This is a genomic window from Streptomyces sp. NPDC127038, assembly GCF_042725875.1.
Classification (GTDB): Bacteria; Actinomycetota; Actinomycetes; order Streptomycetales; family Streptomycetaceae; genus Streptomyces.
In genome coordinates, this window is the sequence record NZ_JBHXDQ010000039.1 from 36908 (window position 1) to 50059 (window position 13152).

11 protein-coding genes are annotated in these 13152 nt (G+C 73.9%); 3 read left to right on the forward strand and 8 right to left on the reverse strand.

The features are described from left to right. Position 1: 1 nt before the first annotated feature. From ACFWI4_RS24930 to ACFWI4_RS24965, 8 genes are all read right to left on the reverse strand, one after another. Entirely contained in the window at positions 2-1195 is a 1194-nt protein-coding gene (locus ACFWI4_RS24930) for a glycine C-acetyltransferase (RefSeq protein WP_387200176.1), read from the reverse strand. Positions 1196-1213: 18 nt separating this feature from the next. Then, on the reverse strand, positions 1214-2242 hold the full coding sequence (tdh, locus tag ACFWI4_RS24935; RefSeq protein ID WP_385403540.1) for an L-threonine 3-dehydrogenase: 1029 nt from the start codon (positions 2240-2242) through the stop codon (positions 1214-1216). Positions 2243-2615: 373 nt separating this feature from the next. Next, a complete protein-coding gene (locus ACFWI4_RS24940) occupies positions 2616-3203 on the reverse strand; it encodes a GAF domain-containing protein (RefSeq protein ID WP_387200080.1) in 588 nt (195 codons plus the stop codon). After that, positions 3200-3799: an ATP/GTP-binding protein gene (locus ACFWI4_RS24945; RefSeq protein WP_387200083.1), complete on the reverse strand. Its 600-nt coding sequence runs from the start codon at positions 3797-3799 to the stop codon at positions 3200-3202. Before ACFWI4_RS24945 ends, ACFWI4_RS24940 begins: the two co-directional genes overlap by 4 nt. Further along, on the reverse strand, positions 3777-4154 hold the full coding sequence (locus ACFWI4_RS24950) for a DUF742 domain-containing protein (protein WP_385403547.1): 378 nt from the start codon (positions 4152-4154) through the stop codon (positions 3777-3779). The genes ACFWI4_RS24945 and ACFWI4_RS24950 overlap by 23 nt, the downstream gene beginning before the upstream one ends. Continuing rightward, entirely contained in the window at positions 4151-4585 is a 435-nt protein-coding gene (locus ACFWI4_RS24955; RefSeq protein WP_387200087.1) for a roadblock/LC7 domain-containing protein, read from the reverse strand. Before ACFWI4_RS24955 ends, ACFWI4_RS24950 begins: the two co-directional genes overlap by 4 nt. A 62-nt stretch (positions 4586-4647) precedes the next feature. Then, positions 4648-6924, reverse strand: a complete 2277-nt coding sequence (locus tag ACFWI4_RS24960; RefSeq protein ID WP_387200090.1) for an ATP-binding protein — start codon at positions 6922-6924, stop codon at positions 4648-4650. 345 nt (positions 6925-7269) lie between these two features. Beyond that, positions 7270-8490, reverse strand: coding sequence for an MBL fold metallo-hydrolase (locus tag ACFWI4_RS24965; RefSeq protein WP_387200093.1), 1221 nt, complete (start codon positions 8488-8490; stop codon positions 7270-7272). A 571-nt stretch (positions 8491-9061) separates the two neighbouring features. Between ACFWI4_RS24965 and ACFWI4_RS24970 the strand changes: the two genes are divergently transcribed. The 3 genes from ACFWI4_RS24970 to ACFWI4_RS24980 all read left to right on the forward strand — a co-directional run bounded on the left by ACFWI4_RS24970 (position 9062) and on the right by ACFWI4_RS24980 (position 12559). Next, the gene (locus tag ACFWI4_RS24970) at positions 9062-10681 is read left to right on the forward strand and encodes a 5-guanidino-2-oxopentanoate decarboxylase (RefSeq protein ID WP_387200096.1); all 1620 of its coding nucleotides are present in this window, start codon (positions 9062-9064) and stop codon (positions 10679-10681) included. Next, entirely contained in the window at positions 10678-11859 is a 1182-nt protein-coding gene (locus tag ACFWI4_RS24975) for a Glu/Leu/Phe/Val dehydrogenase dimerization domain-containing protein (RefSeq protein WP_387200099.1), read from the forward strand. The genes ACFWI4_RS24970 and ACFWI4_RS24975 overlap by 4 nt, the downstream gene beginning before the upstream one ends. A 79-nt stretch (positions 11860-11938) precedes the next feature. Continuing rightward, a complete protein-coding gene (locus ACFWI4_RS24980; protein ID WP_387200102.1) occupies positions 11939-12559 on the forward strand; it encodes a TetR/AcrR family transcriptional regulator in 621 nt (206 codons plus the stop codon). Positions 12560-13152 lie beyond the last annotated feature (593 nt).

Below are 13152 nucleotides of genomic sequence, written 5' to 3' on the forward strand. Positions count from 1 at the left end.
GTCAGGCGTCGAGTTCCGCCCGCGCCGCCACGAAGGCGTCCACGGCCCGGTTCACGTCCTCGGTGGAGTGCCCCGCCGACAGCTGCACCCGGATACGGGCCTGCCCCTGCGGGACGACCGGGTACGAGAAGCCGATCACGTACACGCCGCGCTCCAGGAGCAGCTCCGCCATGCGGCCGGCGACGGACGCGTCACCGATCATGACGGGGGCGATCGCGTGGTCGCCGGGGAGGATGTCGAAGCCCTCCTCGGTCATCCGCGAGCGGAACAGCGCCGTGTTCTCCCGCAGCCGCACCCGCAGGTCGTCGGCCGACTCCAGCAGGTCGAGGACCTTCAGGGAGGCGGCGGCGATCACCGGGGCGAGCGTGTTCGAGAAGAGGTACGGGCGGGACCGCTGGCGCAGCAGGGCGACGATCTCGGCGCGGGCGGCGACGTAGCCGCCGGAGGCGCCGCCGAGGGCCTTGCCGAGCGTGCCCGTGATGATGTCGACGCGGTCCATGACCCCGTGCAGCTCGGGGGTGCCCCGGCCGCCGGGACCGACGAAGCCGACCGCGTGCGAGTCGTCGACCATGACCATCGCGTCGTACCGCTCGGCGAGGTCGCAGATCTCCTGGAGCGGGGCCACGTAGCCGTCCATCGAGAAGACGCCGTCGGTGACGATCAGCTTCCGGCGCGCGCCGGAGGCCTCCTTGAGCTGGGCCTCCAGGTCGGCCATGTCACGGTTGGCGTACCGGAAGCGGCGCGCCTTGGACAGCCGGATGCCGTCGATGATCGAGGCGTGGTTGAGGGCGTCGGAGATGACCGCGTCCTCGGCGCCGAGGAGGGTCTCGAAGACACCGCCGTTGGCGTCGAAGCAGGAGGAGTAGAGGATCGTGTCCTCCTGGCCGAGGAACGCGGACAGCCGCGCCTCCAGCTCCTTGTGCACCTCCTGCGTACCGCAGATGAAGCGCACGGAGGCCATGCCGTAGCCCCAGCGGTCGAGCGCCGCGTGGGCGGCGGCGACGACCTCGGGGTGGTCGGCGAGGCCGAGGTAGTTGTTCGCGCAGAAGTTGAGGACCTCGCCGGGGCGGCCGCCCGAGGTGACGCTCACGGTCGCGGACTGCGGGGTGCCGATGACCCGCTCGGGCTTGTGCAGCCCGGCGGCGCGGATCTCGTCGAGGGTGGTGCGCAGGTCGTCACGGACGGAGTCGAACATCATCAGTTCCTTAAGTCCTCAGAGGGTCCAGTCGAGAATGACCTTGCCGCCACGGCCGCCGGCCGCGTCGTCGAACGCCGCCTCGTAGTCCCGGAACCCGTAACGGCCGGTGATCACGGGCATGAGGTCGAGGCCGCTCTCCAGGAGGACCGACATCGCGTACCAGGTCTCGAACATCTCGCGGCCGTAGATGCCCTTGATCGTGATCATCGAGGTCACGATCCGGGCCCAGTCGACCGGGAACTCCTGGGACGGCAGACCCAGCATGGCGATCCGCCCGCCGTGGGTCATGTTGGCGATCATGTCGCGCATCGCCTCGGGGCGGCCGGACATCTCCAGGCCGATGTCGAATCCCTCGCGCAGGTTCAGCGTGCGCTGCCCGTCGGCGATGGTCGAGCTCCCGACGTTGAGGGCGAGGCTGACGCCGATCTTGCGGGCCAGCTCCAGGCGCTCCTCGCTCACGTCGGTGATGACGACGTTGCGGGCGCCCGCGTGGCGGGCCACGGCGGCGGCCATCAGACCGATCGGGCCGGCACCGGTGATCAGGACGTCCTCGCCGACCAGCGGGAAGGACAGCGCGGTGTGGACGGCGTTGCCGAACGGGTCGAAGATCGCGGCGACGTCGAGGTCGACCGGGACGCGGTGCACCCACACGTTGGTGGCGGGCAGCACGACGTACTCGGCGAACGCTCCGTCGCGGCCCACGCCGAGGCCGACGGTGGCGCGGCAGAGGTGACGGCGTCCGGCGAGACAGTTGCGGCACTTGCCGCAGACGAGGTGGCCCTCGCCGCTGACGCGGTCGCCGACGTTGATGTCGCTGACGTCGCGGCCGGTCTCGACGACCTCGCCGACGAACTCGTGGCCGAGCACGAGGGGCGTCTTGATGGTCTGCTGGGCCCAGCCGTCCCAGTTGCGGATGTGCAGGTCGGTGCCGCAGATCCCGGTCCTGAGGACCTTGATCAGTACGTCGCCGGGGCCGGCCTGCGGCTCCGGGACGTCCATGAGCCGGAGTCCGGGCTCCGCCTTCTCCTTGACCAGCGCCTTCACTCGTACGGCTCCTGTGCGTGAGGTCCCGGGAAAGGGCACGCCGAAGCGGCCCGTACCGGGGAGAGAGGTGGGTTCACCCAGGAATCTGCCGTACGACGGTGCCCCGGGTCCATCGAGGATTTCTTAAGCGCGGCCCCAGCTTTCCTTCACGCCCGTGTTCTCCCGGACCGGCCGGGAACGGCCGCCGGGCCGCCGCGGCGGCGGGGAGGCGGGCGGAGGACGTGGGGGTCGGTGAGGTCAGCCATGGCTACGTGGCCATGCGTCACCCCCGTTCCACGGGGGCCCGCCACCTGCGTCTGGCTCGGGGTCCGGCATACGTCACAGGATGGGTCCCGAGCGGCCGACAGGGCCGGACCCGGGCCCCGGCGCGTCGTCAGATCCCGTGCACCTCTTCCCGCCGGCCGAGCTGTCCGGCCAGCTCGGCCGCCATCGCCTTGATGGTCTCCAGACCCGCCCTCCCCCAGGGCCGCGGCTCGACGTCGACGACGCAGATCGTGCCGAGCGCGATGCCGCTGCGGTCGAGCAGCGGGGCACCGAGGTAGGAGCGGACGCCGAACTCGTCGACGACCGGGTTCCCGGCGAAGCGCGGGTAGTCGCAGACGTCTTCCAGGACGAGGGCCTTGCGGCGCACCACGACGTGCGGGCAGAAGCCGTGGTCCCGGGCCATGTAGCGGCCCAGTTCGAGCCCGTCGCCGTCCGGGAGGACGGCGCGGCGGCCGCCCCCGGCGCCGTCGTCGGGGGTGTGCAGACCGGCGAAGAACTGCTGCTGCTCGTCGATGAAGTTGACCATCGAGTACGGCGCGGCCGCGATCTGCGCCAGGCGGTCGGCGAAGGCGTCGAGGCCGGGCTCGGAGCGCTCCCCGAGGCCCAGCCTGCGCAGCCGTCGCACCCGGGCCGGAGCGTCCTTGTCCTGCGGTGTCAGCAGCAGGCGACCGGCCGTCCCGGGCGGGTCGTACGTCATGCGCGGGCTCCATGGCTCGGGGTGGGGGCGGGCGCGTGGGCGAGGAGGTGGCGGACCAGGGTGAGCAGGGTCTGCACGCCCGAGCTGGAGATCCGGGCGTCGCAGCACACCACGGGGATGGCGGGGTCGAGGTCGATGGCCGCGCGGACCTCGGCCGGGTCGTAGCGGTAGGAGCCGTCGAACTCGTTGACCGCGACGATGAACGCGAGACCGCGCTGTTCGAAGAAGTCGACGGCCGCGAAGCAGTCCTCCAGGCGCCGGGTGTCGGCGAGGACCACCGCGCCGAGAGCGCCGTCGGAGAGCTCGTCCCACATGAACCAGAACCGCTCCTGCCCGGGTGTGCCGAAGAGATAGAGCACGTGTTCCGGGTCCAGGGTTATGCGGCCGAAGTCCATGGCGACGGTCGTCTCGACCTTGTTCTCGATCCCGTCGAGCCGGTCGGTCGAGGCGCTGACCGTGGTCAGCAGTTCCTCCGTACTGAGCGGCGCGATCTCGCTCACCGCGCCGACGAACGTCGTCTTGCCGACCCCGAACCCTCCCGCCACCAGGATCTTCAGCGCGGTGGGGAAGGGGTCAGAGCTGTCGTCGTAGTCCATCGAGCACTGCCTCCAGAAGGGATCGGTCAGTGGGGTTGTGGTGGAACCGCGGGGGCTTCGTGGTCAGCGCCCCGCAGTCGACGAGGTCCGACAGCAGCACCTTGGTGACCGCGGCCGGCAGCTTCAGATGGGCGGCGACCTCCGCGACCGAGACGGGTGCCCGGCAGCGTTCGAGCGCCTGGTTGTGCTCGGGTCCGAGATGGCCGAGCGGTGTGGCTCCCGTGGCCATGACCTGCGAGAGGAGGTCGAGCGCGGTGCTCGGCCGGGTCCGTCCGCCGCTGACGGTGTAGGGGCGCACCAGGCGTCCCGCCGCGTCGTCGAGCCAGGGCCCGTCGCCGGCCGCGGCCCCCCTCAAGACCTCATCGCCGAGGGTTCGACGGCGTGCTGCCGGGGCGCGGTGACCAGATAGGGCCGGACGCTCTTGACCAGCATCGCCATCTCGTAGCCGAGGACGGCCGCGTCGGCCTCGCGGCCCGCGAGCACGGCGAGACAGGTCCCGGAGCCCGCGGTGGAGACGAACAGCAGCGTCGAGGCGAGTTCGACGACGACCTGGCGCACCTCGCCGCCGTCCCCGAAGCGCACGCCGGCGCTGCGCCCGAGGGCGTACAGGCCGCAGGCGAGCGCCGCCATGTGGTCGGCGCTGTCCGGGGCGAGGCCGTGGACGGCCTTGACGAGCCCGTCGCTGGAGAGCAGTACGGCGCTCGTGGTGTGGGGTACGCGCTGGACGAGGCCGCTCATCAGCCAGTCGAGGTCGGACACGTGACCGGTCGGCACATCGCTCGCCATGGGGGATCGACTCCTTGAGGTACGAAGGTCTGCGGGAGCGGTGGGGGTGGAGGGGGAGGTCGTCATCCGGCCGGTGTGCTCCCGTCGTGCCGGGCGGTGCGGTCGTGGCCGGAGGCGATGTCGTGGGCTCCGGACGGTGTGCGGGTGTGCGGGGCGGGCTGCGGACCCGTGCGAACGGCCGGTGTGCCGTCCTCAAGGAACTCCGGGGGTGCGTCCGGGCGTGGGCCGAGGCGCGCGTCCGAGGACGTGTCCGGCAGGGGTACGTCCAGGGGGTCGCCGTCGGGGGCGACGGTGCCCGTGGGCGGCTCACGGCGGGCCCTGACCGTGCCCTCCGCGCGCACCGCCTCGCGGAGCGCCGCCTCTGGGAGCGGCGTCTCCAGGTGCGGTGCGTCCAGGTGCGGTGCGTCCAGGTGGAGCCCGTCAGGGCGGGCCCGGTCCGGGAACGACGCCGGGGCGGCCGGTCCGGTGGCGGGCGACGGGCCCGGGAACGGCTCCGGGAGCTCCCCGGCCGCCGGGTCGGCGTGGGCGGCCGCCTCCGCCAGCCAGATCCCGCGCTGGAACGCCGCCATGAGCCCCGGGTCGTGCCCGACGGGGTTCTCCGGGGCCGCCGGGCGGGGCGCCTGTCCTTCGCGCAGCTGCGGAACGAGGTGCTCCTGGGCGCGCCGCTTGGGCAGGTTGGGCTTGTCCATGGTGCCGCGCACGACTCCGGTGCGCGGTGTGGGCGGCATGGCCGCGTTCCCGGCGGCGGTGAGCCGGTCCTCCGGGCGGATTCCGGGGACGGCCTCGGCGGGGTTGGGCCGCCCGTCCCTGGCACCGCGCACCGGCAGCGGTGCCGCGCCGCGCGCTCCGGCCGGCGCGCCCGCGACGCCCGGGGACGTCCGCTCCGCGCGCGCGGGCCCGGGCACCGGCTCGCGCGGACCCTGCCGCGGCACCACGGGGGACATCCGGTGTCCCCCGCCGGGAAGGGCCGGGACCTGCGCCGGCGGCGTGTGCGCGGGCCCGGGGCCGAGGGCGGGCCTCCGGCTCCCGTTCGCCGCGCCGTCCGTCCCGGTCACCGGGGCGGGTGCCTGTGCCGGCGCCTGTGCCTGTGCCACACCGACGGCTTCGGCCCCTGCGCCCTCGCCCGCGTCCGGCGCCGCGCCCAACAGGCCCTGCGGAACCACGAGTACGGCCTGGACACCGCCGTAGATGTTGCTCTGGAGCCGTACGTGGATGCCGTGCCGGCGGGCGAGCTGCGAGACCACGAACAGGCCGATGCGCCCGTCCTGGAGCAGACCGTCGACGTTGACCTGGTCGGGGTCGGCGAGCAGGGCGTTCATCCTGTCCTGTTCGGCCGCCTGCATGCCGAGCCCGCGGTCCTCCACCTCGATGGCCAGGCCCGAGGTGACGTGGTCGACGCGCAGCAGCACCTGGGTGTGCGGGGCGGAGAACAGGGTGGCGTTCTCGACGAGTTCGGCGAGCAGGTGGATGACGTCGGCGACGGCGTGGCCGCGCAGGGTGCCGTCGGTCGGGGGCACCAGCTTGACCCGCGAGTACTGCTCGACCTCCGCGATCGCCGAGCGCAGCACCTCGGTCATGGAGACCGGGTTGCTCCACTGACGGCGCGAGACGGCGCCGCCGAGCACGGCGAGGTTCTCGGCGTGGCGCCGGATGCGGGTGGCGAGGTGGTCGACGTGGAAGAGGCCCTTGAGCAGGTCCGGGTCCTCGATCTCGTTCTCCAGCTCGTCGAGGAGGGAGATCTCGCGGTGCACGAGGGACTGAAGACGCCGGGCCAGATTGACGAAGACCTCGACCTTCTGGTCGCTGTCCGCCCGGCTCGAGAGCCGGGAGGCCTGCACGACGGCCGTCACGGCGCCGTCGTGGGCGCGGGAGAGGTCGGCGGCGAGCAGCTCGAAGTCGTCGGCGTCGGCGGGCGGGCGGCGGCGCTTCCTGCGCGCGGGCGGGTCCTCGCCGCGGCGCAGCCCCTCGACCACGGCGGCCAGTTCGGTCTCGGTGCGGGCGCTCGTGCGGCGGAGGGCTCCTATGCGTTCGCGCACGGAGGTGGCGGTGCGGTTCGCGGCCACGGCGGCGATCAGGACGCCGGCGAGGGCCACGCCCGCGGCTCCGGCGAGGACGGTCCACAGGACGAGTCCCGGCCGGGCTCCGGTGGAGCGGACGGTGAACAGTACGGCGGCGCAGGCGCTGAGGGCCACGGCGGTCGGCGGCAGGACCGCCAGGCGCAGCAGCTGGGGCCGCAGGTGCGTCTCGGGAGGCGCGGCGGTGGCGCGGGCGGCCGGGCGGCCGTGCCGCCCGCCCTCGCGGCGGTCTGCGCGTACGGCCGGTGCGCGGAGGTGAGACATCGGCGTCCTCGTACTGGATGCGTCGGGGGCGTGGAGCTCCCTCGGTTCCGCGACTCGGGCGTCGCCGTCGCGGTGCCGGTCGAGAGAGCCGAAAAAATCGGCCCTGCGTCGCCCGTCGGCAACTGACAGTAGTCGCCAACCCATCATGTGCGGTGGGCTGTTGACAAAGTCCCCCAGGTGGCTTCCCGCTCTGGTATGAGCCCTCGCACGGCTGACCGATAAGGCGATCGGACACCCGTTCGCGCGGCCCCGCGGATCCGATCAGAGCTGGTCAGAAGCGGTCGCAAGCAAACAGCGAGGGCCGGGGAGCATGACGCTCCCCGGCCCTCGCCGTCGGTCGGTGGATCAGCCCGCGGGCACCGTCTCGGGCTCTCCGGTGCCCTCCGTCGAGCCGTCCGCGACGTCACCCGCCGTGTTGTCCGTGGCCGGTTCCTCGACGGCGGGCCAGCCGCCCGCGGGCACGCGTGCCACGCCCCGCCACCACGGCTCGGACGGGACGCTCTCGGCCGTCGGCTCGAAGGGCTCACCCGGGCGGGGCAGCGCGACGCGGGCGCCCACCGCGCGGGCGGCGGCCAGCGTGCCCTCGCCCGGGTCGGCCCAGGCGTGGGTGGAAAGGTTGAACGTGCCCCAGTGGATCGGCAGCATCACTCCGGAGGGCTTCCCGCCCTGGAGGTCCAGATGGGACCGCATCCCCTCCTGCGGGGTCATGTGGATGTCGGGCCAGAAGTCGCTGTAGGCGCCGATCTGGATCATCGTGGCGTCGAAGGGGCCGTGGGCCGCGCCGATCTCCTTGAAGCCCTGGAAGTAGCCGGTGTCGCCGCTGTGGTAGATCCGGTGCGCCTCGCCCTCGGCGACCCAGGACGCCCAGAGGGTGTGCTGGGTGTTGCGCAGGCCGCGCCCGCAGAAGTGGCGCGCCGGCGTCGCCGTGAGGGTGATCCCGCCGACCTTGACCGACTCGTTCCAGTCCAGCTCGCGGATCCGCTCGGCGGCGATGCCCCAGTGCTCCAGGTGGGCTCCCACGCCCAGCGGCACGGCGAACACGGTGTCCGTGCCGCCCAGCGCCTTGATCGTGGGCATGTCGAGGTGGTCGTAGTGGTCGTGCGAGATCACCACGACGTCGACCGGACCGAGCGCGGCGAGCGGCAGCGGGACCGGGTGCAGCCGCTTGGGGCCGGCGAAGGCGAACGGCGAACAGCGCTCGCCCCAGACGGGGTCGAACAGGACCCGGTGGCCGTCGATCTCGGCGAGGACGCTGGAGTGCCCCATCCAGGTGAGCCGCAGCCCGGTGGCGGCGGGCCTGGCCAGGTCGGCGAGGGTGGTCGGGTGCACCGGCACGGTCCCGGCCGGGGAGCGGTGGGCACGCTCCTCGCTGCGGAAGTAGACCTTGGCGAACTCGGTCATCGAGCCGTCGGGGCGGGTGCGGGCGGTCTCCGGGTTCTGGAACACTCCGTCCGCGAAATTCGGCGAACTGCGGATGCGGCGCAGGCGCGCACCAGCCGGATCCGCGCCGAAGGCGGCGGGCCGCAGCGCGCGGAGCCCGGAGCTCAGGGTACGGAAACCGGTCACGGATACCTCCAGATGGAGTCGGTCAGGCTTTCATTATGGTCGTCGCCTCTGACAGCGCCGGGTCACCCCGGTCACTGCGCGATGTCCGTGACCCCGGGTCCGTATGTCCTCAACCCCGTCGCACCCGCTCTTCTTCCGCCCCCGGGACGCGTTCCGGGGGCGATCACACCAACCGGACCCCGCCGGGGCCGGCCCGGGGGGTGTGCGTGCAGGTCCCGCGAGCCGCCCCTGCGGGAGTGCGGACCGGTCCCACGGGCCACCGCGCCCTCCGTCCGCGTGTCCGCGCCGCACCCCGCCGCGCGCCCCGCCCCGCGCCAGTGCCCGCACCTTCGCCCCGCGCCTCCGGCGGACGCCGGTCCGGCGCGTTGACATGACCCGGCACTCGTTCCGATACTGACTCATGGTTCAGTAGTCAGTGTGCGCGCGTCCGGTCCGACCGCCCCGCCGCGCTCACCGCACCCGCGGGCCGCGCCGGCCCTTCCACGTCTGGAGACACCGTGTCCGACCTCACCGCCGACCCGGCCACGGGCACCGCCCGCACCGGGCGCCGCGCCGCCGCGCGGAGCCTGTGATGGGCGAGATCCTCACCGGCGGCGAGGCCCTCGTCCGCGCTCTGTCCGGACACGCGGTGACCCGGGCCTTCGGCATCCCCGGGACCCACAACCTGGAGATCTACCGCCATCTGTCCGCCTACGGGATCCGGCACGTCCTGACGCGCCACGAGCAGGGCGCCGGATACGCCGCCGACGGCTACGCGCGCGTGACCGGCCGTCCCGGCGTCGTGATCACCACGACCGGGCCGGCCCTGCTGAACGCCGCGGCGGCCGTCGGCCAGGCCTACTCCGACAGCGTGCCGCTCCTCGTGATCTCGCCCGGTGTGCCCCTGCGCCACCCGCGGCTCGCCACCGGACTGCTGCACGAGACCCGCAGTCAGACCGAGGCGCTGCGGGGAGTGGCGGCGTTCAGCCACCGCGTGTCCTCGGTCGCCGAGATCGACGCGGCGGTGGCACGCGCCTTCACCCTCTTCCGCACCGGCAGGCCCAGGCCCGCGCACATCGAGATCCCCCTCGATCTGCTGGAGGCGGCCGAGGAGACCGGTCCCATTCGGGTCAGTCCGCCCGTCGCACACCCAGCCCCGCTCCCGGAGGCGGTGGAACGGGCCGCCGAGGCCCTGCGCGAGGCCCGCCGGCCGGCCGTGGTCCTCGGCGGCGGGGCGCGCGGCGCGGCCGTCCCCGCACTGGCCCTCGCCGAGGCGCTGGGCGCACCCGTCGTCACCACGGCCAACGGCAAGGGGACCGTCCCGGAGACCCATCCGCTGGCCCTCGGCGTGTCCCTGCACAGTCCCTCGGTACGGAGCTGGCTCGCGGGCCGGGACGCCGTGCTCGCCGTGGGCACCGAGCTCGCCGAGTCCGACTTCTGGTCCGCGCCGCCCTCCCTCGACGGCACCCTGATCCGCGTCGACGTGGACCCCGGCCAGATGTACGCGGGCCTCGCCGCCGACATCGCGGTCGTCGGCGACGCACGGCTCAGCCTGACGGCCCTGCTCGCCGCCGTCGGGCAACCGGACGGCTCGCGGCCGCACGCGCGCGTGGCCGACCCGGAACCCGCCCGGCAGGCGGAAGCGCTGCGTGCCGCCCGGAACGCCGAGACGGCGGAACGCGACGCCCGCTGGATCCCGTACCTGCGGGCCGTCCGCTCCGTGCTCCCCGACGACGCCGTGATCACCTCCGACAGCGCCCAGTGCTGCTACTACGGAGCGCTCCCCCACCTCGCGCTCGGCCCCGCCGGCCGCTATCTTCACCCGACCGGCTACGGCACGCTCGGCTACGCTCTGCCCGCGGCGATCGGAGCCAAGGCGGCGTGCCCCGGCCGCGAGGTCGTGGCGCTCAGCGGGGACGGCGGGCTCCAGTTCACCGTGCAGGAACTGGCGACCGCGGTACAGCTCCGCCTTCCGCTGCCCGTCGTGGTGTTCGACAACGGCGGCTACGGGGAGATCCGCGACGAGATGACGGCCCGGGGCGACACGCCCACGGCCGTCGACCTCGCCCCGGTCGACCTGCCCGCCCTGGCCCGCGCCTACGGAGGACAGGGCACGCACGCGTACGGCCCGGACGAGCTGAGCGCCGCGCTCGCCGAGGCCCTGCGCACCCCCGGCCCCACCCTGATCGTCGTCCCCGAGGAGACCCGATGACCGCCGCCCCCCTGATGACGCTCACCTGGACGGACCACGTCACCGGCCGCGCGGGCTTCCTCGTCGTCGACCGGCTCGTACGGGGTGTCTCCAGCGGCGGCCTGCGGATGCGGCCCGGCTGCACGCTGGAGGAGGTCGCCGGACTCGCCCGTGGCATGACCATGAAAGAGGCGCTGCACTACAACCCCGAAGGCCGCTACATCCCGCTGGGCGGCGCCAAGGGCGGCATCGACTGCGATCCCCAGGATCCGGCGGCGTACGGCCTGCTGGTGCGCTACCTGCGCGCCATGCGCCCCTACATCGAGTCCTTCTGGACCACCGGCGAGGACCTCGGGCTCAGCCAGGACCTGGTCGACCGGGCCGCCGCCGAGGCCGGCCTCGTCTCGTCCATCCAGGCCGTGTACCCGCTGCTCGACGACGAGGCGGCGGCCCGCGAACGGCTCGCGGACGCCTTCGCGGTCGAGGTGGACGGCATCGGCCTCGACGAACTGGTCGGGGGCTGCGGGGTCGCCGAGTCGGTGCTCGCCGCCCTGGACCGGGCCGGAACGCCGTACGCGGGAACGCGTGTCGCCGTGCAGGGGCTCGGCACCATGGGCGGGGCGACCGCGCGGTTCCTCGCGCGCGCGGGGCTCAGGATCGTGGCCGTCGCCGACGTCAAGGGGACCATCGCGAACCCGGACGGCCTCGACGTCGAGTCCCTGCTCGCGGCCCGGGACGCCTACGGCACGGTCGACCGCGGGGTGCTGCGCCCGGCGGACCGTGAACTCCCCGGTGACGCCTGGCTGTCCGCCGACGCGGAGGTGCTGGTGCCTGCCGCCGTCTCGTACGCGATCGACACGGCGAACCAGGGGGAGATCACGGCCCGGTGGATCGTCGAGGCGGCCAACATGCCCGTCCTGGCCGACGCGGAGCGGCTGCTGGCCGCGCGCGGGGTCACGGTCCTGCCGGACGTCGTGGTCAACTCCGGTACGAACGCCTGGTGGTGGTGGACCCTGTTCGGCGACATCGGCGCCGACGCGGACGAGGCGTTCGCCCACACCCGGCGCTCGATGCGCGCCCTGATCGACCGGACGCTCGCGCGCGCAGAGGCCGACGGGACGACCCCGCGGGCCGCCGCCCACGCCATCGTCACCGACCGGCTGCCGGTCATCGCGGAGCGGTTCGGCTGGTACCGCTGAGGCCGGCGCCCGGCGGGGCGGCGGGAAGGCGCCAACTCCTGTCGGGGTCTCCCCCGTGCGGGCTGTGTAGGGTTGCCGCGTGGCGAGAGTTCGGTTGAGCGTGGCGGAGCGGCGCGAGGAGTTGCTGCGGGCCGCCGTCGAACAGATCGAGGCGCGGGGCGTGGCGGCGGTACGGATCGCCGACGTGGCCTCGGCCCTGGGCGTGAGCAACGCGCTGGTGCTGTACCACTTCTCGACGAAGGAGAAGCTGGTCGCCGCCGCGTTCACCTATGCCGCCGAGGACGACCTCGCCCGTCTGCGCAAGCTGCTCGGGCGCCGTACGACGGCACTGCGACGCCTTCGGGCCGCCGTGCGGTGGTACGCGCCGACCGGGCAGGCCAAGGGCTGGCGCCTGTGGATCGAGGGCTGGGCGGTCGCCCTGCGCGAGCCCGCGCTGCGCGAGGTCACCCGTGATCTCGACCGGCAGTGGAAGGCCGCGATGACCGAGGTGATCGCGGAGGGCGTGGCCGCGGGCGAGTTCCGCTGCCCGGACCCCGTCGGCGCGGCCCTCAGGCTCACGGCCCTGCTGGACGGGCTCGCGGTCCAGATGACGGCGTACTCCGGCGCGGTGTCACGGGCCCGCACCCAGGAATGGGTGGACGAGGCCCTCGCCCGCGAACTGGGCCTGGAACGCGCGGCGTTGATGGCAGCAGTGCGCTAGCCGCGCGGTTCGCAGGCCTGACCCCGGCCGGGGTGCTACGAGGGCCCCGTGGTCCGACTTGGGCTCGGGGGCCCACCAGGGGTCCGGGGTCGTTCCAGGGGTCCGGGGTCCGACCCAGGCTCGGGGCACCACCAGGCGTCCCGGGGCCGACCAAGGGTCGGGGGTCCCACCAAGGGTCCAGGGTCCCACCAGGGGTCCGGGGTCCGACCCAGGCTCAGGGCACCATCAGGCGTGCCGGGGCCGACCAAGGGTCCGGGGTCACACCAGGGGTCCGAGGTCGTCCCAGGGGTCCGGGGTCCGACCCAGGCTCGGGGCACCATCAGGTGTCCCGGGGCCGACCAAGGTCCGGGGTCCCGCCCCGGTGGGGACGGCGGCCCGGGGCCGGGAACCCGACAGAGCCGTTGAGTCCGGCTCGGAGCGCGGGGGCCGGGCCCGCGCGCGAAGCCGGAGCCGGGACGCGGACTTCACCCGGATCCGGGGCCCGGCCCGGGGCGTGGGGTCCGACCAGGCACCCGGAGGTCCGACCCGAGGCCCGGATCCCGGCCGGGGGCCCGGAGCCCCACGCGGAGTCCGGTGCCCGTACGTACGATCCG

Excerpts from the sequence above, each read along its gene's own strand:
- ACFWI4_RS24930 (WP_387200176.1), bottom strand. The coding sequence starts at position 1,195 with ATGTTCGACTCCGTCCGTGACGACCTGCGCACCACCCTCGACGAGATC.
- ACFWI4_RS24940 (WP_387200080.1), bottom strand. The coding sequence starts at position 3,203 with ATGACGTACGACCCGCCCGGGACGGCCGGTCGCCTGCTGCTGACACCG.
- ACFWI4_RS24945 (WP_387200083.1), bottom strand. The coding sequence starts at position 3,799 with ATGGACTACGACGACAGCTCTGACCCCTTCCCCACCGCGCTGAAGATC.
- ACFWI4_RS24955 (WP_387200087.1), bottom strand. The coding sequence starts at position 4,585 with ATGGCGAGCGATGTGCCGACCGGTCACGTGTCCGACCTCGACTGGCTG.
- ACFWI4_RS24960 (WP_387200090.1), bottom strand. The coding sequence starts at position 6,924 with ATGTCTCACCTCCGCGCACCGGCCGTACGCGCAGACCGCCGCGAGGGC.
- ACFWI4_RS24970 (WP_387200096.1), top strand. The coding sequence starts at position 9,062 with ATGGGCGAGATCCTCACCGGCGGCGAGGCCCTCGTCCGCGCTCTGTCC.
- ACFWI4_RS24975 (WP_387200099.1), top strand. The coding sequence starts at position 10,678 with ATGACCGCCGCCCCCCTGATGACGCTCACCTGGACGGACCACGTCACC.